This window comes from Methylophilus sp. 3sh_L (assembly GCF_046766015.1).
Lineage (GTDB): Bacteria > Pseudomonadota > Gammaproteobacteria > Burkholderiales > Methylophilaceae > Methylophilus.
Genome location: NZ_JBKOUF010000001.1, coordinates 512,186 through 532,005 on the forward strand (window position 1 = coordinate 512,186; position 19,820 = coordinate 532,005).

Sequence of the window (19,820 nt, forward strand, 5' to 3'; positions counted from 1 at the left end):
ATTCCCGTTGTGTGTATGGATTTTTCCCGATTGGTTTTTGCGGCAGTAATTTTTGGTTGCGCTTGGCCTTAGTCCGGTAATTTGCATTTGAGCAGTTTTTATTGATACGTTTATTTTGGAGCGAGCTGTGGATTTAGTGCCTGATATTGTTGATCTCGTGTTGTATTTGCTGGGCGGGCTGTCGGTGGTGGTGTGGGCCATTATCATTGTTAAAAGCTGGGCATGGTTCAGGTCTCGCCATGAGTCGAGCAGTTTTTTATCTGAGTGGCAGCAGGTGAAGACTATTTATGAGTTGCCGCGGATTATCTCGCATAGTAACAGCAGCTTTGCGCGCCTGTGTGATGCGGGGATGCGGGCGATGAATGAGGTGATGGCGAATTCGGTGTTGCGCCGCAACGAGCGCCAGGAGGTGATTTTGCTCTCGCTCAAGCAACAGGCTTATCTGGAGCAAAAGCGCATGGATGGCGGCGTGGCGGTATTGGCTAGCATTGGTTCTACCGCCCCGTTTATCGGCTTGTTTGGCACAGTGTGGGGCATTATGAATGCGCTCAAGACCATCACCGCGACTGGCTCCGCCGGGCTGGATGTGGTGGCCGGGCCGATTGGTGAGGCGTTGATCGCGACGGCGATTGGCATTGCCACAGCAGTGCCTGCAGTGTTGGCCTATAACTATTTTATGCGCAAGCAAAAAGTGCTTAGGGCAGAGATGGAGCAAGTGGCGAGCCGTTTTCAGTCGTTGCTGACCCAGTCCGGCGTAGAGGGTTAATGCCATGGCGATGTTTAGTGAGGCTGAGAGCGAAGATTTGGTCAGTGAAATCAACGTGACGCCGCTGGTCGATGTGATGCTGGTGTTGCTGACGGTGTTTATTGTGACCGCGCCATTGCTGATGAACGCGGTGAAGGTCAAACTGCCGCAGGCCAGCGCCGAGGTGGCGGTGACCGTGCCTAAAACCGCCCACATTAGCGTGACCGATGCTGGCGAGGTGTTTTTAGACCAGCAAAACATGCCGCTAGACACCTTGACTAAAGAACTGGGCGTACTCAAGCAGAAGCATGACCCGGCGGTGGAGATTTATGCCGATGAGCATGCGCAGTATGGGGTGGTGGCCAAAGTGCTGGCGGCAATCCAGCGCGCGGGCATCAGCAAGTTCAGTTTTGTGATGTCTCCTGAGTCACGGAAGTAAACTGCCATGAGCACCCTGATTTATCCTCAAACACATGACGGCGCACTGCTTTGGCGGGCCGTTGTGCTGTCGCTAGGATTGCATCTGGTGGTGGTGTTGCTGTATCCCTCATTGAGCAAGATGGAGTTACCTGCCATCCCAGAGCGCATGGAAATCGAATTTTTTTCGACCAAAGCGCCTGCCCCAGCCGTGCAACAGGAGTCACCACCCGTGGAGACGCCCAAGCCTGCTGAGCCTCTTAAAGTCGAACCCAAGCCGATGGTAAAGCCTGTGACGCCGGTAGAGGCGCCCAAGCCAATACTGGCAGCGCCTAAGAATAATGACTCGGACTACCGCGTGCAGGAGCAGCCTGTACAGCCGCCCGCCAAGGTTGAGCCCAGCCCGGCGCCACCTGCGCCCAGCAATACGGCAGAGAGTGCGCCACATGCGGCAGCCAGCAGCAATGAAAACACGGCTAAAGACGCCAAGCCCAGCGCTGCTGTCACCACAGCAGCAACCACGGCAGAGTCAGACGAACTCAGTGCAAGTGATAGCGATGCCTGGGGTGATTACGGCGAACAGCTGCGCTCGCTGGTGAATAAAAGCAAACAATATCCGGCCATTGCTATCCGCCGTCATTTGGAAGGCGAGGCCACGGTGGTCGCGCAGTTTGTGCGCGGTGAGTTGGTCAATGTGACGGTCGCTGATAGCAGTAAACATGTGCCGTTGGATGAAGAAGCCATGCGCATGGTGAAAAAAGCCATTGCGCAACTCGGCGTCAAAGACAGCCTAAAAAAGAAGAGCTTCAAAATCACTATACCGGTTTCATTCAAGCTGGAATAACACGCGGTTTCATGAAGTCAGGCATACTGAGAAAGTTTATCCCTCACTTTCGCTAGCAGGTATGTCTGCTCTCCAACCCCTGTACCTGCCACTTTCCTCCGGTGGGTACAGGGTCTTTTTTTAAGAGAATATTGGGAGGAATCAATGGTGATCAATCGTGGTAGGGCTGGTGACCGTTTAATGTAATAAACATAAGCTTTGGGAGAAGCATAGTGATATCAAACACAATTAAGGATTCGCCGAATAAATGTCTGCGCGAGCGAATTGCTGCGTTGCGCGGTACTCGCAATCGACAGGATGATTTATACGCCTGATAGTGTGGCTGCAGTTCCCGCCCCACCTGCCATGGTTGTTTGCTTGTGGTTTGTTATTGATCGGTGGGGTGCGTTTAAACAAACGTAGCGCGTAAGCCGGTGTTTGGTTGTTTATAGCCAAAGTGGTGGCTGAAATCACTCAGTTTTGTGCGATTCGGCCCGAATCGGCCATTTTTACCGCTCAAATAGCATGGCACAAATTTTGCGAAATCCTTGCATGGAAAAAACAATGCATTGGTGCGGCATTAATCTGCAGTGGGCGTATACCGACTTGCTCGGTTATATCCGCTTTAAGGTGGCTTGCCCGCATGTGGCTAAAGATATTCTGCACGATGCATTTATCCGCTATACCGTCTCCACTAGCCTCAACAAAGACCAAGAGCCGCATGCTTACATGCGTAGCATCGCCAAAAACCTCATCGTGGATAGCTATCACCACCAGCAGCGCTTTATTTCGCTTGAAGCCGAGGTGGGGCTCAACCGCGAGTGGCTGGATGCGCCAGCCATGTCGGTGGAGCATCTCAACGACATCAAACAGCGGCTGGAGATGATTCAGCAGATTCTTGAGCAGTTGCCACCGCGCTGCCGCCAGGTGTTTTGGATGTATCGCGTTGAGGGGTATACCCAACCTGAAATTGCTGCCAATCTTGGCATCAGCAAAAACATGGTCGAGCGCCATGTGATGCGTGCGATTCTGGACCTCACCAGTGCGCGTGAGCTCATGTTGGTTGAAATGTGATGCACAAGCACGACGAGGCGATCAGACAGGCTGCCGTGCGCTGGTATATGCGCATGCGAGAGGCCGCCCCAGATGCGCCTGAGCGCACGACATTTGAAGTGTGGTTGATGACGGACCGCAGGCATCAGGCCGCTTACCAGATGGTGGAATCCACCATGGAAGACTTTAGCTCGACCGAGCGGCTCAAGGCGCTGTCTAGTGCCATGTCGCAAAAGCAATACTTTGAACAAAGCGCGCGCCGCAAAAAACTCAGCAAGCTGGGTTCAGGCCTGGCAGTCATGCTGCTATGCGTAGGCTTGGGCTTTTTCGGTCGCAGCCAATATGTGCAGTGGCAAGCACTGCCTTTGTCGACGCAAGTGCACACCACCAGTGTGGCACAGCTCTCAAAACAAACCCTGGCGGACGGCTCGGTGATCACTGCGAATGCCAACACGACCATGGAAATTGTCTACTATCGCCATCAGCGCCTGATCAAACTCAGTCGTGGTGAAGCCATCTTCGAGGTGACCAAAGACGCTCAACGTCCATTCGTGGTCGAAACCCCGCAAGCTAAAGTCACCGTATTAGGCACACGCTTTGCCGTCAACCAGCTCAGCAAAAAAGTGCGTATTAGTGTCGACCATGGCCGCGTGCAAGTCGGGCGCAGTGATGGCAGCGCCCCCACCTTGATTCTGCATAACGGTGAAGTGGCCGAGATCGAGCCAAACAGCACGCCGCACAAAGTCAATCGCCAGGCGGCAGACAGCTTCAGCTTTATCAGTGGCCGCATCGTGTTTGACCGTGCGGATATGTTTGAAGTGGCCGATACGCTATCACGCTACCGCAACCCGCCCGTGCATGCGGCGTTTGCAGCAGAGACGCCCAAAGTGAATGCCGTGCTCAAAATTAGTGAGCTGGAGCGTTTTATCAGCACCTTGCCGCAGTCGGTGCCTGTCACCGTCAAACCCAAACAGGATGCCCTGGTCATCGCCCCTAAATAATCTTTACAAGTATTTTTAATCCCGCATATCAGGCATTTTGCCTGCTCGTCAGTTACCCCTCTATCAACCCCTGTAACTGACGGATGCACTATGCAAAATCATAAAATCACAGCCGCCATTATCGCCGCGCTCATCGCGGCCGCGTTGCCCTTTGCCAGCCACGCAGAACTCAACACCCAACTGCCCGCCGAGCAAGATGACAGTTTTGCCTTGCCGCTCAACCTCGACTTGCCCGCACAACCGCTCGCGGCCTCGCTACGGCAGTTCGCCATACAGTCCAACCTCTCGCTCACGGTAGACAGCGCCCTCATCGTCGACAAAAAAGCCCCGGCCGTTAAAGGCCGCATGACCCGCAAAGAAGCCATCAAACGCCTGCTGGATGGCAGCGGTTTGCAAGGGCGAGTAATGGATCAGCATTTATTGATTGAAAAAAAATCAATAACCACTAGTGCAGACACTCTAAAGCTAGATGCGATTCCTGTCAGAGCGCAACGTATGTATGAAGTAGGGCCAATGAAAGGGTTGGCGCTGACAAAAGAGGAGATGGCTGGAAATATACAATCCCTCACAGCAAAAGAGATTAAAGAGGCGCATGCGGTGAGTATTGCAGATTTGTTGAATACCAAACTGCAATCCGTCAATGTCAATGATTATCAGGGCAATCCGTTTCAGATGGATGTGACCTATCGGGGCTTTACAGCTTCACCGCAACTAGGTACCGCTCAAGGACTATCAGTTTTTCTGGATGGTATTCGGGTTAATGAACCTTTTGGTGATGTGGTCAACTGGGACATGATTCCTCTGAATGCGCTGGGTAGTTTGGATATCTTTCCAGGTTCAAATCCTTTATTTGGCTTAGGGACTTTAGGCGGTGCATTGAGCATGAAGACCAAAAGTGGGTTTGACTCAAAAGAGGGATCGATTGAATATCTAGGCGGTTCTTTTAAACGCAACCAATTTCAAGGTTCGGTGGGTGGCAATAATGGCGTGGTCGCTGGGTTTGTTGCCGCTAATTTGTTCAAAGAGGATGGCTGGCGCGATAATTCACCAAGTAAAGTGAATCAGGTATTCAGTAAACTGGAGTGGCGTGGCGAGTCGTTGCAACTGGGCTTGAATATGTTGCTGGCGAGTAATAAGCTGACTGGGAATGGGTTACTACCTACAGAAATGGTTGAGAAGGATAGGTCTAGTATTTTCACCAGTCCTGACCAAACCAGTAATCGCTTGCAGCAATTTCAGCTTAATGCGCTTTGGGATGTTTCAGATACGTTTAACATCACAGCTCAAGTTTATCACCGCAAAAGTCGGCGTTTTTCGAGTACCGGTGATGTTAACCAAGACTTTGGCGGTAGTGCGACGCGCAGACCCAACCCCGGTGAAAAGCCTGGTTATTTTGCACAAGACTTGAATAATGATGGCCTGCCAGATTTGGACCTTTCCAGGACAAGCATTAACAATATTGCAACCGTTGATGTGGTGGACCCATTTGGTAATACGGTACAGATGGCAGCAGATGCAGATGGGGATGCACAATATATTTATGGGCCTATCACGCAAACTGGCACAGATCAGGATGGTAATCCAATTTTTGACAGCCCTGTCAGCATCAATCCAGCTTATGATGCCAGCCGTCCAGCGATTGGTACTCAAGCCAATACCGCTTATGTATTTACCAATCCGAATATCACACAGTCTACCGTCACGGTAACCAATCCTGATGGATCAACTAGTACAGTGCCTAATTGGACTTTTAATGAGCAGCTGTCAGCACAGCCTATCTACAGTCAAGAGTTCTACGAGGCAGCTCTTGAGATCGCTAAAGCTGTACCAGGATCATTGAACCAACAAGAGTTGGAAGCCAAACTGAGTGAGAGAGGGCTGAGTTTTAGCTTTTCTGACCAAGGCGCCATTTTTGTAGATGCAGGTGGCTTTACCGGCAGTGGCTCATTTTTGGTGCTAGATAAGAATTTGGACGCCAATGGTAACTTTATCCTGACAAGTTTCTCAGGGGTCAGCAAAGGTTTAGGCTCTCCATTAGGGTTGTTAGTGAGAGACCCCGTCTCCGGCATTCCATACATGCGAAACGGAGCCGACTGCGAAGCAGTCGTCCTGCAATGGTTCCCTGATTGCAAGAAGGGGTACGTGGAAGGGACTCCCGTGGCTTTGGTGACGGAAACGGAAATTAACCAGCTCACAGATGGTGGCTCTCTTCAGTTTAACTGGAACACTGAAAAGCATAAATTCATGATAGGCATGTCTATGGATTCGGCCGGAGCAGATTACAACAGTGGTCAATTATTGGGTGTCTTTGATAACAACAGAAAAGTCATTCTTGACCCCAATAAAGTGGGTTATGAATTTGCAGCCTCCACGCAAAAGTTAGGTTTAAATGACTTTAGTGGGACCAGCATTACCAAAAGTATTTATTTCAGCGAGACCTGGACACCGACGAAAGAATGGGCATTTAGTGCTTCGGGACGTTATAACCAGACGAAAGTAAAAAACGAATTGGCCATCAGCAATATTTTGGGATTGGCTGGTGCAACGCAATTCAAGAACTTTTATGATCCCCTGGTGGTTTGTCATGATCTCAATGGTAATGGGACCATTGAATATGAGACGGACGAGTGTGCAACTGGATACCGTCCCTTTTCGTTTGAGCTGGCGCAGAATGCTGGTGCCATTGGCCCAGGGGAAACTGAAAAATTCAGCTATTACTCATTTAATCCTTCTTTGGGTGCAACTTGGCAAGCGAATGAAAATTTAAATCTCTATGCCAACTGGAGCAAGGGCGCCAGAACGCCGACTGTGATTGAGTTGGGCTGCGCTTATGATGACACACCGGTTCGCGTCGGGGTGGATTCTCAAGGAAAACCTACATTCGGCCCACGTTCACTGATAGAAAACCGTTTCTGTAGTTTGCCTACCACATTGTCTGGTGATCCGTATTTGAAACAGGTGCGGTCTGAGACCTTTGAACTGGGCGCACGTGGATATATAACGCCGGATATCCAATGGAATGCCAGCATTTACCAGACCGAATTGACCGATGATATCTATTTTGTAGCATACAGGCCTGAGCGTAGTTTTTTCCAGAATATTGGAGACACCCGCCGTCGCGGCATCGAAATGGGCTTGCAAGGCAAATGGGGAAACACTGGTTTTAAACTCAATTACTCACTTACCGATGCAACGTTTCAGGACCACTTTCAAATGGCCAGTCCAAACAATAGCAGTGCGGGCAACGTGATACAGTCCTTTAGAGCGACTGGTAACTTTGTCAGCAATGGCTACCAGAATATTGCCGTTAAGCCTGGCAATCGTATTCCGGGCATTCCATTACACAACTTGAATGCGACTGTGACCTACGACATTACACCCAAATGGACAGTTGGGCTTACTGCTGTCATGCACTCGGAGAGCTATCTCAGAGGCAACGAAAACAACAAGCATCGTGCAGGGGCGCCGAGCGTGGAGTATGGATGTCAGGCAAATCTGGGAGGCATTCCTACGGTTGTTGACGGAATTGCGTATGGCAACAGCAGTTGTGGTACACCCAGGGCTGTACGCCCTAATTATCGTTATCCTGGCATGATCCCTGGCTATGCGGTATTTAACTTCAGTTCCACTTATAAGTTTAGCGATCAACTTTCAGCTACATTATTGATTAATAATCTTTTTGACAGAGATTACTACACGGCTGGTAGATTAGGGATCAATCCTTTTTCTCCCTCAATCAATGGCGCAATCGGGCCTGGTGGGTTCAATTACAATAGTAATGACTGGCTGGCTTCAACCTTTCTGGCGCCAGGGGCACCAAGGGCTGCATGGCTTAATATGCGATACGACTTTTAATTGATAAATCGCTCTTCAATTACTATGTATATTGGATACTTGGGGGCAGAGTAAAAAGTGAAGAAATTTCACTTTTACCCTGACCCCATCGACATGACTTTTAAGTGTCAGGTCAATCGCTTTAAGATCATTGGATTTGCAACTGTGTAAATTGTGTCTTGTAATCATCCACCCATTGCTGCGCATGATGGCGTTGTTTAGCGGTTGTACTGGCATGTAGGCTCGCGATGGTTTCACAGGTTTGCTGCGTTAATTTATCGATATAAGCCTGGTAAGCCGAATTCGGACTGTTTTGCATACGTTCAAAGCCTGCGCGGACCAGTTGCGATTTTTCTTCGTTTGACGAGGCGGGATTGCGTAATGCCTTGAGGATAGACAGTGTATCTTCGTCGCGCCGCAAAATCTCGGCGTAGATGATGGCGGGATCAATGTCACTCCTGGCAATGGCCTGTTTTATAAGGGTGATTTGTTTTTCGTTCAAATCGCCATAGACTTTTTCAGCAAAATCCTTGGATTTCTCTAACCTCACTTCTCGCTGTTCTTCTATCGTTTCCTGCCACCATTCCTCTTTCCATTCCTGGTTGCGTTTTTCCAGCTTTTTCTCGAACTGCTGCAGTTGTTTATCACTTAGCGTGTCGGCGACGTCGACGATGATGGGGACGATTTTTGTTTGAAGCGTTTGCACATTTGATTTGATGGATTCAATGCGCTGGCAGGCCGTTTGTGCGCTCACCTCATGGCTGAGGTCATCGTGTATCTCATCCAGCAACGACACATAGCGCGGTAGTTCATTTTTACGATGCCAGGCATGCAAATCCCGCAGGGCGGGTTTGAGTTTGGCTTTTTGCGCTGCAGTAAAATCAAAATAATCATCCAGCCGCCATGCGATGAGTGCAGGTGCATTGTTGTAAGCGGTCTTGACCACGCTACAGCTCATGATTGAAAAAGCGAGGGTGAGGGTTAAAATTTTTTTGATGATTTGCATGTTCCTACGACCAGGCCTGCCGGACTAAGTTTGCGATACTGTCTATTGGCAAGCTGTGTTTTCAGCGCGAAAGCAATGGCGCCTATAGCCTGCCTCTCACGGACCAGGTCTGGCATAAGAGATGAGACTCGTCAGGCAGCGGCACACGGCCTGACGGCAGGGTTAATGTTGATAACCAGGCGGGGGAGGTGGGGGCGGGGGATAATAGCTTGGAACACTCGCTGATGAGGCGCGCTGGCTGCCTTGCGAATAGGTCCTTGCCATGCTGGCAGGCACTGGAATTTTATGCCCGGCGGCATACATGCATTGGTAATAGGCATTGTCGTATTTATCTTGTGCATTCATGCCACTGACATTGGCTGCATTGGCGCCAATGGCGCCGCCAGATAATGCACCTACGCCAGCGCCTATGGTGGCACCTTGACCGCCACCTGCTGCGGCACCAATCGCTGCACCGACGACGGTGCCGACCGCAGTGGTGCTGGCGAGGCTGGCGTTATATTGCTGGTTGACGGTTTTGCCGCCAATTTGCGTCAACGCAAAATCCCGACAGGAGAGATCATCGGCCCTGAAGGCATTAAAGTCTTTGCCGGTGCCTGGGAGGGCCATGCTGCTCGGGCCAGTGGGGTTAGTCGCGCAGGCAGTCAGGCCCAGCATGAGTAGTAAAACTGTCAGAGTACGAGTGACATGCATGACAGTCTCCTACTTGCTTGGTGGATTAGCTGGCGGCGTGGGGGTGACTTGTTTCCAGCCGGCAGGGCACTCTTTGACATAAGGGTAATAGCCGTTGGAGGCTTCGCAGTAATACCAGTAGGCATTATTGTTACTGGCGCTGGTGGCTGGGGCTGCATTCGAGTTGTTGTTACTGTCTTGCTCGATATAAACCTGTGACTGCGGCTGCGTAATCACCACAGGCGGTGGGCTGTACACATACGGGTAAGGGTAGGCGTAGGGTGAGTAGGCATAAGGAAAAAACGGGTAAGGGGCGCCAAAGTAGAGACCGACGCCACCATGCCAGCCACGGCCGGGCGGATGTGCATATGCAAGCTGGCTAGCGAGGGCGCAGGCGATGCCCAGGCTAAGGTAAATCATTTTTTTGAGTGTGGATGTTAGTGCTCGCATAAGCCCTCCAGAAAACGCTATGTATATAGCCATTCTGACAGTAGGGCCTGCAAAACTCTCCCCATGACCGGGGTTGGGTTTGTAACGGAGTGTATCTTTAAAACAACTGAGCGTGAAAATGAGCGAATGCGGCTATGGGTGGTGTGGATGGTAAACCACGCAGGTATTTTTGCCGGACTCTTTCGCTTCATACATTGCCTGATCTGCATGACGGATCAGCGTATCGACCGTGCAACCATGATCCGGGAAGATGGCGATACCGATACTGATGGAGACCGAGGCGGCATAGCCATTGAGCGGGATCGGTTCTTTCACCACTTGCAGGATTTTGTTGGCGTGTAGCACCATGTCTTCGCTATTGCTGATATTGATGGCCAGAATGGCGAACTCATCCCCGGCGAAGCGGGCGAAGGTATCCGCTTGTCGCGACATTTTCTGGATACGGCTGGCAATCTCAATCAGTAGCTGGTCGCCTGCCAGGTGGCCATGCTGGTCATTCACTGCTTTAAAGCCGTCCAGGTCCATAAAAAATAGCGCAAATTTTTTCTGTTCACGCTGGCTGCTGTAAATGGCCTGTTGCAGCCGATCCAAAAACAACCGCCGGTTAGGCAGGCCGGTGAGGTTATCGGTATGCGCTTGCTGCCAGATGGATTGTTCGAGCAGTTTGGATTGCGAGATATCGGTGTGCGTGCCTATCATGCGTTTGGGCGTATCTTCGGCGGTGCGCTCCACCACCATGCCGCGTGAGAGTACCCATTTGTACTCGCCATTTTTACAGCGGATGCGGTACTCGATTTTGTATTCAGGGAATTGCCCCTGGAGATAGCCTTGCAAATAGGTCGTGAAACGTGGCTGATCTTCTTCGTGGATCAGCGCCCGCAGGGTCTCTAATTGCGGCAACAGCGGTTCGTTTTGGTAGCCCAGCATTTTGCGCCAGTTGGGGCCAAAAAAGTAATGCCCAGTGATGAGGTCATAATCCCACACCCCATCGCCGACAGCATCCATGGCCTGTTTCCACAGCTCCTGGCTTTTGGCCTGCTGTTCATAAAATACTTGTAACTGCTTGCTCAGTTCCGTCCGCTGCACGATCTCCCTGCGTAGCTCCATCAGTTTCATGGCCTGGTTGGCCAGGATGGTTAACAACGTGAGTTCGGTCTCGCTAAAGCGACGGGGTACATGGTCCATCACGCAAAAGGTGCCGATGGCATAGCCTTCCTCATTGATGAGCGGGATGCCAGCATAAGCACGAATAAACGGCGCATGGACAACCAGCGGATTATCCCTGAACAACGCATCCTGCTGTGTGTCTTCAATCACCAGGCGGGATTTTTGTGCCACCGTCAACTGGCAAAAAACATCCTGGCGCGGCGCCTCGCAAACATCCAGCCCTTTGGCAGATTTAAACCATAAGCGATCTTCTGCCATCACTGTTACGCTGGCAATCGGCGTTGAAAATAAGGTCGAAGCCAGGGCAACCAGCTGATCAAAGTCAGCATCAGGCGGGGTGTCAAGAATGCGGTAACTTTCAACGGCCGCCAGACGTGCCAGCTCTGTATTATGGGTTAGCAAGTGTACGGACTCCATCAATGCAGATATTCAGTTGATCCCAAGCTTGGTAAATTGGTTCTTAACGCAATCATACGCCAATTAATCTTAATGGATTTGTTGAAATGCTTAACATTTTTTATTTTGTTTGCTAAATATTGCTTCGATAGCTTATTGTTGGCGAGGAGGCTGGTTTTTGATGCAAAGCGGTCAGGGGATGTCATTAAATGCCGCATGGCTAAAACTCTGCATGCTTAGAGGTAGGCAGTTGCGAATCAACACGGTATGCTAATACCTATCCCGTCATAGGTTAAATCCGCATGCAACCGCAATCCATACAGCAAATCAATCTTTCTTATGACCAGCATCAAGACCGCCTGCTGATGCGGGCCGCGGTCAATGATGAGCAGGAAATCCAGGTTTGGATTACTTACCGTGTCGCCCGGCAGATTTTTAAAGTATTTAATCAGGAGGCGCACCTGCCTGTGTCTGGTCCGGCCCCGTTATCCGAGCAAAGCCTGCCCGAAGCCACCAAGCAGTTTGCACAAGAGGCGGCAGCGGTAGAGGCGCTGGATGAGCTTGATTTTGAGACTGCCTACCAGGCCCCCAAAAATACGGTGACAGATCAAACCTTGCTGGTGGTCGAGACCCGTTTTGTCTCGGTCAACGACCAACTCAATCACGTGCAGCTGGTGTGCGCCAATGGCATGAATGTGAATATGAACGTCAACCACGAGCTGGTGCTGGCCATCACCCGCATGTTGTTACTGGCTGGCAAGGAGGCTGGCTGGACCTTGGCCTCCACGCCAGCCAAGGAACCTCAGCCCGTTTCGAGTATCGTAATGGACATCCCCGTAGAAAAACAGGTATTACATTAATGGACCAGATTACCTTAGGAGACAGCGGTATCCGTGTCTCCCGGATCACCTTGGGCACCATGACCTATGGTGACCAGAACACGCAGCAGGATGCCGACAGCCAGCTGGACTTTGCGCTGGCGCAAGGCATTAACTTTATCGATACGGCCGAAATGTACCCGGTGCCGCCGCGGGCAGAAACCGTGACGCGTACCGAAACCATGCTGGGACACTGGATTAAAAAGCAGCCGCGTGACCGCTTTGTGCTTGCGAGCAAAGTGGCGGGACCACGCCGTGGCATGCACTGGATCCGCGGCGGCCCGAGCGGCATGGACCGCGCCAATATCCGCCAGGCCGTGCATGACAGTTTGCAGCGATTGCAAACCGATTACCTGGATGTGCTTTACCTGCACTGGCCCGAGCGCAATGTGCCCATGTTCGGGCAATACCAGTTTGATCCGCGTGCCGAACAGGATGCACAAGGTCAGCCGTTCAATTGGGTGCCTATCCAGACCCAGCTGGAAGTGCTCGATGAGTTGGTTAAGGAGGGCAAGGTCCGTGCAATCGGGTTGAGTAACGAACAACCTTGGGGGCTGATGGAGTTTTTACGGATAGCACGCGAGCAAGGCTTGCCACGCATTGCCGTGCTGCAAAACTGCTATAACCTCATGAACCGCGGCATGGAGTTTGGCATGACGGAAGTACTTTACCGTGAGGGGGTAGCCTTGGCGGCTTATTCGCCGCTGGCGTTTGGCCACCTCACCGGCAAGTATATTGACGACCCGGCTGCTTCCGGCCGTGTGACCTTGTTTGAGGGCTACGCCCAGCGCTATAAAAAGCCTGCTGTGCCAGCGGCCGCCAAAGCCTATGCTGAGTTGGCGCGCAGCCATGGCTTGACGCCTGTCCAGTTAGCCTTGAGTTTTGTGTATCACCGCTGGTTTGTGGGCACCACCATTATTGGCGCCACCAGCATGGCACAATTACAAGAAAATGTGGCGGCTTACCAGGTGCAATTGAGCGAACAGGTGTTAGAGGCCATTGAGCAACAGCATCTCATCATGATGAATCCAGCCCCTTAAGTTCGGGCGCAACCAAAAGGGAATCTCTATGCTATTTTTTCGCAGATTGCGCAGCCAGCGGCTGCGTGAGCCGGTGTTGGCTGTCTTGTTGCTGACTGGCCTATTGTTGGGGCAGGCAGGGCCAGCACAGGCAGCCTTGGTAAACGAGATGCAGACGGCCTTACGCACCTGCCAAACCGAGTTTGCAGACGATGCAGGCCGGCGGTTGGTATGTTTTGATAAAGTGGCTGAACAATATGCCCCCAGCCATGTGGTCGCTCCTATTTTGGCCCCCAGCCAGGAGGCGCTGGTCAAAAGCGTGAGTGCAGACACGGGCTATCTGTCCCGCAAATGGCATTTGAATAGCCAGGATGAATTGCATTTTACTGACCTGGAAACCCACCAGCTGAATTACATTGTCACCAGTTATTCGAGTAACCCCAATGACATCCCGACCTCGCCGTCACGCCCTAACACGCTAAACCGTGAGCTCGGGCATAACGACCTGCACTTCCAGATCAGCCTGAAAACCCAGCTGATGAATATGTCAGACTGGTTACCCAAAAACCAGTGGGTACAAAGCGCACGTTTGTGGGGGGCTTACACGCAGCAATCGTTCTGGCAGGTGTATAACGAAGCGCAGTCACGGCCCATGCGCGACCACAATTATTCCCCCGAGCTGATTTTGTCGCTGGGGCTGAACAAGCCTGCAGAAGGCGGCTTGTGGACAGCCATGCCGAATATGCTCAACCTGGGTCTGGTGCATGAATCCAACGGCCGTTCACAACCGTTATCGCGCAGCTGGAACCGGCTCTACCTGCAAGGGGGCTGGCAATTGAATGAACACTATAGCCTGCTGGTCCGGCCATGGTGGCGTATCCCTGAAAACAAGTCAGATGACGATAACCCGGACATCAGCAAATACATGGGCTATGGCGATATGACCTTGCATTGGGATAACGAGCCGCACACCCTCGCCGCCAGTGTCACCTTGCGTAACAACCTGCGCAGTGACAACAAGGGCTATATCCGCACCGATCTGCAATACAAGCCGTTTAAAAACGAGAGCGTGAAATTTTATGCCATGCTGGCCAGTGGCTATGGGGTTTCGCTGCTTGACTATAACCAGGCCCAAAACATGTTTGGGATTGGTTTCGCGATTGGCGAATAGCGGCGCTATGTTGACTTGATACAGGGATATAAAAAGCATGTTACTCATCAGCAAAACCTTTCAACGCTTTCTGGATTCAGAGCAAGCGAGCAGCGTATTGCTGATGCTGACGACCGTGTTGGCATTGCTGATCGCCAACAGCCTGTTTGCCAGCCACTATCATGATGTCTGGCATAGCCACTGGCTGGGTTTAAGCCTGGAGGAGTGGGTGAATGATGGCCTGATGGCGGTCTTCTTCCTGCTGATTGGCCTCGAGCTCAAGCGTGAGTTATATGTCGGTGAACTCTCCAGTCTGAATCACGCTTTACTGCCAACCATTGCCGCACTGGGTGGCATGCTGGTGCCTGCGCTGATTTTCTGGCTCATAAACCAGGGCACCCCTTATCAAGCAGGGGTAGGGATTCCGATGGCCACCGACATTGCCTTTGCCCTGGGCGTATTGTCTATCCTTGGCAACCGGGTGCCTGCCTCGTTAAAAGTTTTCCTGGTGGCTTTTGCCGTGATTGATGACCTGGGCGCCGCGATCATGATCGCGGTGTTTTATACCGCTTCTATCTCACTGCCACATTTACTGGCTGCGTTCATCGTGCTGGCTTTGCTGTTTGCACTCAATCGCCTGCGCGTCATATCAGTGGTGCCTTATGTGTTAGGCGGCGCCTTCATGTGGTGGTTAACGCTCAAGTCCGGTGTGCATGCCACGCTGGCGGGGATTGCGCTCGCATTTGCCATCCCGTTCAAACACCACGCTGGGGATGAGGACTCGCCGTCACACCAGTTGGAACATGCCTTACATCGTCCAGTGGCCTTCTTGATTTTGCCGCTGTTTGCGTTTGCCAATACCGGCGTTCACCTTGAAGCGGGTAGTTTGCAGGCCGTCTTCTCGCACAGCAATAGCCAAGGTATCCTCGCTGGCCTCATTCTCGGTAAACCGCTGGGAATTACCCTGGCGGTAGCACTTTCGGTATGGCTGGGGCTATGCAAGTTGCATGCCCCCTTGCGCTGGACGCATATTTTTGGCGCGGCCATGCTGGGCGGGATAGGCTTTACCATGTCCATTTTTATTACCAACCTGGCGTTTGACAGCATGCCGGAGGCCATTAACTTGTCAAAAATGGCCATTCTGGCGGGCTCTGTGGTGTCGGGCCTATGTGGCTGGCTGTGGCTGAATGCTACGCTGGACCGTTCTGCAATTGCTGCCTCCCGCTAGCGACGCGTATACCATGATCACAATTTTTAGACGGTGATAGAGGGTTCTACGCTATCGCCTTCGGCCAATAGGGTCAGCGTCGCCAAATCCCAATCCGGGTGTTCTGCGGCCAGGCGCGTGCGGCCTATCCGGTATGCTTCTTCAATGCTAAGCGCCAGTACATTTGCTTGCCAGAGCCGTTCACTGGCATCGGGCGCGCCTTTCCAAACGCTGATATAAAAAATCGCCATCTTATGCTCCTTGATCAACAGGATGACCCAGGCGCATGTGCGCCTGAGACCTTTATAGTTTAGGGGCAATGCTCACGGAACGCTGTCGTCGCCGCACATCTACTGGCGTCAGAATTTCTAGACGCAGCGTTTCTATCGTTCCGCGTTTCTATTGCTCCAAGTGTCCCCCGCTGGGGACCTTACGCGGATTCTCAGGATTCCTACAGCAGATTCAGTCTTGCCGTGATAACCGCCAAGGCCGTCGCCTGCGACACTTTTTATGCCGAGGATAACCCACTTGATGACAATGTAAGTCATCAAGCGGGATCAGTCCGCACGGAGGATAAGCAATCACAGATGAGAGGAGAACCTATGATAGAAGCAAGCGGAATTAAGCCGGATATGCCGGTGACCACAGCCCAGGCCGAGCACTTCGCGGTGGTAGATCACTTGGTCAGTGATGACTTGATCAAACTGAAAAAAGATGCGTCCGGCGTGCATCATTTTATCCCGGTCAGCTGGGTCATTTCGACGGAAGGCGGCATTGTGAAAATCAACCGTACCTTAGCGCAAGTGACCGAGGACTGGGGATCAGAATAAATGACTAAGCTACGCTGGTGAGTGAGCAGCCTGTGGTCGCCGGAACAGTTGGACGGGGCGCATTTATGTGTGCCCCGTTCACTTGATCAGCCTTTGGCCGAGCGGGCGTCCAGGCTGGTTTCTTCTGCCTGATGGTAAGTCTGCATGACGGATTGCATAAACTGCTGACTTTTTTGCAGCGCCTGCGTATGGCGTGCCCATAAATGTTCCAGGTGAGCAAGTTCGTCTGGCGTAGGTAAACACCCATTGCCGCGTAAAAACGAATGCATTTTGTCATCAATCACCGCTTGCCTGAGTTTGGCTTGTTTGAGGCTGTCTGCCCATTCCTGTCTGCTTATTCTAAGATGAGCTGCTCCCATTTTTCACTATTAAGGTTCATTGACCTCTCCTGATCCTTATGTATCGAAAATACGTTATCGAAAATAGCAGCGTGTTTATCAGATTGCTGCGTTCACACCTGGTCTTATTACTTTATTGGTCTCGATGCTTTTTTCCTTAGACGCCTCTACAGCGCCACCCAAAAAGCAAAGCGAAAACCTGTGCAAACAGGTTTCGCTTTGAGGAGGAAGAGCAGAAACTGGGCGTGTTTTGCGTTAATGCGCGCTGGCTTCTGCCTCTGCCGCATCACGCAGTTGCTTGACCTCATTGTGGTTGCGTTTGGCACCTTCCAGCTGGCGCACCACCACAAAGCGGATATGGGTGGGCAGATCCATGTCAGCCGCTTTCTGGTAAGCCGCCAGTGCAACATCTTCACCGCGCTCTGTTTCATTCAGCACGGCGAGGGTATCGTTACTGGTCAGGGCAGTTTTCAGGTCTATCCAGCGTCTGTGTAACGCACCCCCCAGGCTGCTAGAAGAGGCCGGTTCGCCACCCAGCGAGCGCACTAAGTCTTGCAATTCGGGTACGCTGCTTGCCACTTCTTGCGAACGGCGCATAAAGTAGGCTTTGAGCTGAGGGTCGTCTACATTTTCTGCGGATGAGCGAAAGCCTTCTTCACCATCTTTAGAGACCTCAATCAAGTCATTGAGGGTAGAAATAATGTCGTCATTGTCTGCCATGTGATTGTCTCCAAAAGCTGATATACATCGTTGTGTAGGAGACTGTAGTATGACGTAGCCCTCCCAGAGGCCCCATCGGATGAATGCGTAAGCAGATGTAGGAATGGCTAATATCCCTTGACGCCTACCCACGACGCAGGCCCCATGGCTAGCCGCCGCTTGCTTGCAATGAGGGAATGTCTTGGGCTTGTGGGAGGTGTACGGTGAGGGTGGGCAGACCGAAGGCGATGCCTTCTGTTTGAAACGCCCGGATCAGGTCGAGGTTTACCTGCTGCTGGATGTCCATATACAGATTAAAATCAGCCGTGTTGATAAAGTACACTGTTTCAAAATTCAACGCGTTACTGCCAAATTCCTTGAAATGGGCGCGGTCAAAACGCGTCTTGTCAAACGCTTCAATGGCAGTGCGCACCATTTGTGGGATCCGTGCGTTTTTTTCGACTGGCGTGGCGTAGTTGACGGCAAAGGTAAACACCACACGGCGCTCTTCCATGCGTTTGTAATTGTGGATGGTGTTTTTGAGCAGCTCGGTGTTGCTGCAAATCACCTGTTCGCCACTGATGCTGCGGATGCGGGTTGTTTTCAAGCCAACGCGTTCGATGCTGCCGGCAATATCGCCAAAAATAATAAAGTCGCCCACTTCAAAAGGCTTATCCAGGCCAATGGCGAGCGAGGCAAACAGGTCACTCAATATATTTTGTACCGCCAGCGCCACGGCCACCCCGCCCACCCCCAAGCTGGCCACAAACGCTGTGATATTGACGCCCACATTATCCAGCACGGTCAGTAACAGCACAGACCAGATAAACACCCGCAGAATCCAGGACAAAATGGTGGTCATGACCGGGTTAGCGGCCGGGGCTGGTCCATCAATTGCGCTCAGGTGTTCCCGCGCCCAGATGCCGACGCCCTTATTGAGCCAGACCGCAATTTGAATCCCCAGTGTGATCCATAACAAGTGGTCAAGCCTTGCAGCCCATTTGACAGGGAGATCCAGCACGTGCAGGCCAAACAGCAAGGCCAACAGCAGCAGCGTCCATTGCTGTGTGCTTTGTAGCACTTCAATCGCTACATCATCCAGCCGGGTCGCCGTACGCTCGGCCAGGCAGGCGAATTTTTGCATCACCAGCCGCCAGCCCTGGTAAAACACGAGGTAAAGCAGGGCAGAGACCAATAAGGCGGTCAGCCAGTCATTGACCGGCTGGCCCAGCCAGGTCGATTGGGCCCACCAGCCCGGTAATTGCGCTTGCCATTGATTCCAAAGAGACACTTGCTTTTATACTCCTGATGAAAAAAACGGTAGCCCTTGATGTTAGCTATGCGTGTCGGCTTTTGACTGTCAGCACAGACTGATCTCTCTGTCAGAACCCGCTGAAAGCAGGGGCACCACGCTGGAGGGCCCATCAGTGATTTCTGACAACCATATCAGTGGATTGCGGGTATAGCGCTGCCAGGCCGGCTTGCATAATGACGCATCGTGCTATGCAGGAGATGATGATGAACCCTATCCGCTTATTCGATTATGTATCCCCCCGTAGTGAACAGGCCAAGCTGCTCTCGGCCCCCAAACCGGGCGTTGCCCAGTTATTGCTGTTTTATGTGCTACCGCTGTCTTTGATTCCTTGCATCACCATGTACTTGCGGCTGTATCACCAGTTTCCCAAGCTCTTCTTTGACCAATTGCCAGGTAACCGCTTACTGATGGTGAGCGCCGAGTTGCTATTTCTGCAATTGCTGGTGGTTGTGGTCATGGCCTGGATCACGCAAAACCTGGCCGAAATGGTGGATGTGAAACCGGGCTTTCGTGATGCCTTGCTATTAATGACGCTGGCAACCACGCCGTTATGGCTTACTTCCCTGTTTTACCTGGTACCCAGTCTGAGTTTTAATGTGCTGGTGCATGGGGTGGCCGTGCTGATTGCGATCGCGCTGGTCTACCGTGGCGTGCGCTATGTGTTCGGCATCCGCGAGCGTGGCGCCTTGTTCTCGCTCACTTTAGCCATTGTCTGTACTGCCGGGCTGGGCTTCGGCGTCATCCTGATTGGCTCGCTGATTTCCTGGGAGGCCATTGAGCAACTGCAATTTGCCGTCAAAAAACTTTAATCCTGCGACCT

General features: G+C 51.9%; 20 protein-coding genes. 12 read left to right on the forward strand and 8 right to left on the reverse strand.

From position 1 onward, the window contains the following. Positions 1–127: 127 nt before the first annotated feature. The 6 genes from ACIDF8_RS02560 to ACIDF8_RS02585 all read left to right on the forward strand — a co-directional run bounded on the left by ACIDF8_RS02560 (position 128) and on the right by ACIDF8_RS02585 (position 7,894). Positions 128–766: a MotA/TolQ/ExbB proton channel family protein gene (locus ACIDF8_RS02560; RefSeq protein ID WP_412009057.1), complete on the forward strand. Its 639-nt coding sequence runs from the start codon at positions 128–130 to the stop codon at positions 764–766. Positions 767–770: 4 nt separating this feature from the next. Next, complete coding sequence (locus ACIDF8_RS02565; RefSeq protein WP_412009058.1) at positions 771–1,184, forward strand: ExbD/TolR family protein; 414 nt, start codon at positions 771–773, stop codon at positions 1,182–1,184. Between the two features lie 6 nt (positions 1,185–1,190). Further along, positions 1,191–2,006 (forward strand): energy transducer TonB, encoded by an 816-nt coding sequence (locus ACIDF8_RS02570; RefSeq protein ID WP_412009059.1) that lies wholly within the window; start codon positions 1,191–1,193, stop codon positions 2,004–2,006. 531 nt (positions 2,007–2,537) lie between these two features. Further along, on the forward strand, positions 2,538–3,059 hold the full coding sequence (locus tag ACIDF8_RS02575) for an RNA polymerase sigma factor (RefSeq protein ID WP_412009060.1): 522 nt from the start codon (positions 2,538–2,540) through the stop codon (positions 3,057–3,059). Continuing rightward, a complete protein-coding gene (locus ACIDF8_RS02580) occupies positions 3,059–4,039 on the forward strand; it encodes a FecR family protein (protein ID WP_412009061.1) in 981 nt (326 codons plus the stop codon). Before ACIDF8_RS02575 ends, ACIDF8_RS02580 begins: the two co-directional genes overlap by 1 nt. 90 nt (positions 4,040–4,129) lie before the next feature. Then, positions 4,130–7,894 (forward strand): TonB-dependent receptor domain-containing protein, encoded by a 3,765-nt coding sequence (locus ACIDF8_RS02585; RefSeq protein ID WP_412009062.1) that lies wholly within the window; start codon positions 4,130–4,132, stop codon positions 7,892–7,894. A gap of 127 nt (positions 7,895–8,021) precedes the next feature. Here the strand turns inward: ACIDF8_RS02585 and ACIDF8_RS02590 are convergent, their stop codons facing one another. The 4 genes from ACIDF8_RS02590 to ACIDF8_RS02605 all read right to left on the reverse strand — a co-directional run bounded on the left by ACIDF8_RS02590 (position 8,022) and on the right by ACIDF8_RS02605 (position 11,570). After that, on the reverse strand, positions 8,022–8,879 hold the full coding sequence (locus ACIDF8_RS02590) for a DUF6279 family lipoprotein (RefSeq protein WP_412009063.1): 858 nt from the start codon (positions 8,877–8,879) through the stop codon (positions 8,022–8,024). Positions 8,880–9,041: 162 nt separating this feature from the next. Then, a complete protein-coding gene (locus tag ACIDF8_RS02595) occupies positions 9,042–9,572 on the reverse strand; it encodes a YMGG-like glycine zipper-containing protein (protein WP_412009064.1) in 531 nt (176 codons plus the stop codon). Positions 9,573–9,581: 9 nt separating this feature from the next. Further along, a complete protein-coding gene (locus ACIDF8_RS02600; RefSeq protein ID WP_412009065.1) occupies positions 9,582–10,001 on the reverse strand; it encodes a hypothetical protein in 420 nt (139 codons plus the stop codon). Positions 10,002–10,133: 132 nt separating this feature from the next. Further along, positions 10,134–11,570: a diguanylate cyclase domain-containing protein gene (locus tag ACIDF8_RS02605; protein WP_412009066.1), complete on the reverse strand. Its 1,437-nt coding sequence runs from the start codon at positions 11,568–11,570 to the stop codon at positions 10,134–10,136. A gap of 296 nt (positions 11,571–11,866) precedes the next feature. Between ACIDF8_RS02605 and ACIDF8_RS02610 the strand changes: the two genes are divergently transcribed. Genes ACIDF8_RS02610 through nhaA form a run of 4 tightly spaced genes read left to right on the forward strand, consistent with a single transcriptional unit; the run spans position 11,867 to position 15,839 of the window. Continuing rightward, the gene (locus ACIDF8_RS02610; protein ID WP_412009067.1) at positions 11,867–12,424 is read left to right on the forward strand and encodes a hypothetical protein; all 558 of its coding nucleotides are present in this window, start codon (positions 11,867–11,869) and stop codon (positions 12,422–12,424) included. Further along, entirely contained in the window at positions 12,424–13,482 is a 1,059-nt protein-coding gene (locus tag ACIDF8_RS02615) for an aldo/keto reductase (RefSeq protein ID WP_412009068.1), read from the forward strand. The genes ACIDF8_RS02610 and ACIDF8_RS02615 overlap by 1 nt, the downstream gene beginning before the upstream one ends. 28 nt (positions 13,483–13,510) lie before the next feature. Beyond that, positions 13,511–14,632: a phospholipase A gene (locus ACIDF8_RS02620; RefSeq protein WP_412009069.1), complete on the forward strand. Its 1,122-nt coding sequence runs from the start codon at positions 13,511–13,513 to the stop codon at positions 14,630–14,632. Between the two features lie 37 nt (positions 14,633–14,669). Continuing rightward, positions 14,670–15,839, forward strand: coding sequence for a Na+/H+ antiporter NhaA (gene nhaA, locus ACIDF8_RS02625; protein WP_412009070.1), 1,170 nt, complete (start codon positions 14,670–14,672; stop codon positions 15,837–15,839). 26 nt (positions 15,840–15,865) lie between these two features. Here nhaA and ACIDF8_RS02630 read toward each other — a convergent pair whose 3' ends face one another. Continuing rightward, positions 15,866–16,069: a hypothetical protein gene (locus ACIDF8_RS02630; protein WP_412009071.1), complete on the reverse strand. Its 204-nt coding sequence runs from the start codon at positions 16,067–16,069 to the stop codon at positions 15,866–15,868. A gap of 351 nt (positions 16,070–16,420) precedes the next feature. Here ACIDF8_RS02630 and ACIDF8_RS02635 point away from each other — a divergent pair, with 351 nt between their 5' ends. Next, positions 16,421–16,648, forward strand: coding sequence for a DUF2171 domain-containing protein (locus ACIDF8_RS02635; RefSeq protein ID WP_412009072.1), 228 nt, complete (start codon positions 16,421–16,423; stop codon positions 16,646–16,648). A gap of 86 nt (positions 16,649–16,734) precedes the next feature. Here ACIDF8_RS02635 and ACIDF8_RS02640 read toward each other — a convergent pair whose 3' ends face one another. From ACIDF8_RS02640 to ACIDF8_RS02650, 3 genes are all read right to left on the reverse strand, one after another. Next, positions 16,735–17,007, reverse strand: a complete 273-nt coding sequence (locus tag ACIDF8_RS02640) for a hypothetical protein (RefSeq protein WP_412009073.1) — start codon at positions 17,005–17,007, stop codon at positions 16,735–16,737. 234 nt (positions 17,008–17,241) lie between these two features. Next, positions 17,242–17,706, reverse strand: a complete 465-nt coding sequence (locus ACIDF8_RS02645) for a PA2169 family four-helix-bundle protein (protein ID WP_412009074.1) — start codon at positions 17,704–17,706, stop codon at positions 17,242–17,244. A gap of 148 nt (positions 17,707–17,854) precedes the next feature. Continuing rightward, entirely contained in the window at positions 17,855–18,976 is a 1,122-nt protein-coding gene (locus tag ACIDF8_RS02650; RefSeq protein ID WP_412009075.1) for a mechanosensitive ion channel family protein, read from the reverse strand. Positions 18,977–19,173: 197 nt separating this feature from the next. Here ACIDF8_RS02650 and ACIDF8_RS02655 point away from each other — a divergent pair, with 197 nt between their 5' ends. Next, positions 19,174–19,809, forward strand: coding sequence for a Yip1 family protein (locus ACIDF8_RS02655; protein WP_412009076.1), 636 nt, complete (start codon positions 19,174–19,176; stop codon positions 19,807–19,809). Positions 19,810–19,820: the final 11 nt, after the last annotated feature.

Bases quoted from the DNA above. Each gene is read 5' to 3' on its own strand.
- ACIDF8_RS02630 (WP_412009071.1), bottom strand. From the start codon at position 16,069: ATGGCGATTTTTTATATCAGCGTTTGGAAAGGCGCGCCCGATGCCAGT.
- ACIDF8_RS02615 (WP_412009068.1), top strand. From the start codon at position 12,424: ATGGACCAGATTACCTTAGGAGACAGCGGTATCCGTGTCTCCCGGATC.
- ACIDF8_RS02565 (WP_412009058.1), top strand. From the start codon at position 771: ATGGCGATGTTTAGTGAGGCTGAGAGCGAAGATTTGGTCAGTGAAATC.
- ACIDF8_RS02645 (WP_412009074.1), bottom strand. From the start codon at position 17,706: ATGGCAGACAATGACGACATTATTTCTACCCTCAATGACTTGATTGAG.
- ACIDF8_RS02635 (WP_412009072.1), top strand. From the start codon at position 16,421: ATGATAGAAGCAAGCGGAATTAAGCCGGATATGCCGGTGACCACAGCC.
- ACIDF8_RS02575 (WP_412009060.1), top strand. From the start codon at position 2,538: ATGGAAAAAACAATGCATTGGTGCGGCATTAATCTGCAGTGGGCGTAT.
- ACIDF8_RS02600 (WP_412009065.1), bottom strand. From the start codon at position 10,001: ATGCGAGCACTAACATCCACACTCAAAAAAATGATTTACCTTAGCCTG.
- ACIDF8_RS02640 (WP_412009073.1), bottom strand. From the start codon at position 17,007: ATGGGAGCAGCTCATCTTAGAATAAGCAGACAGGAATGGGCAGACAGC.
- ACIDF8_RS02590 (WP_412009063.1), bottom strand. From the start codon at position 8,879: ATGCAAATCATCAAAAAAATTTTAACCCTCACCCTCGCTTTTTCAATC.
- ACIDF8_RS02655 (WP_412009076.1), top strand. From the start codon at position 19,174: ATGACGCATCGTGCTATGCAGGAGATGATGATGAACCCTATCCGCTTA.
- nhaA (WP_412009070.1), top strand. From the start codon at position 14,670: ATGTTACTCATCAGCAAAACCTTTCAACGCTTTCTGGATTCAGAGCAA.
- ACIDF8_RS02620 (WP_412009069.1), top strand. From the start codon at position 13,511: ATGCTATTTTTTCGCAGATTGCGCAGCCAGCGGCTGCGTGAGCCGGTG.
- ACIDF8_RS02610 (WP_412009067.1), top strand. From the start codon at position 11,867: ATGCAACCGCAATCCATACAGCAAATCAATCTTTCTTATGACCAGCAT.
- ACIDF8_RS02585 (WP_412009062.1), top strand. From the start codon at position 4,130: ATGCAAAATCATAAAATCACAGCCGCCATTATCGCCGCGCTCATCGCG.
- ACIDF8_RS02595 (WP_412009064.1), bottom strand. From the start codon at position 9,572: ATGCATGTCACTCGTACTCTGACAGTTTTACTACTCATGCTGGGCCTG.
- ACIDF8_RS02570 (WP_412009059.1), top strand. From the start codon at position 1,191: ATGAGCACCCTGATTTATCCTCAAACACATGACGGCGCACTGCTTTGG.
- ACIDF8_RS02580 (WP_412009061.1), top strand. From the start codon at position 3,059: ATGCACAAGCACGACGAGGCGATCAGACAGGCTGCCGTGCGCTGGTAT.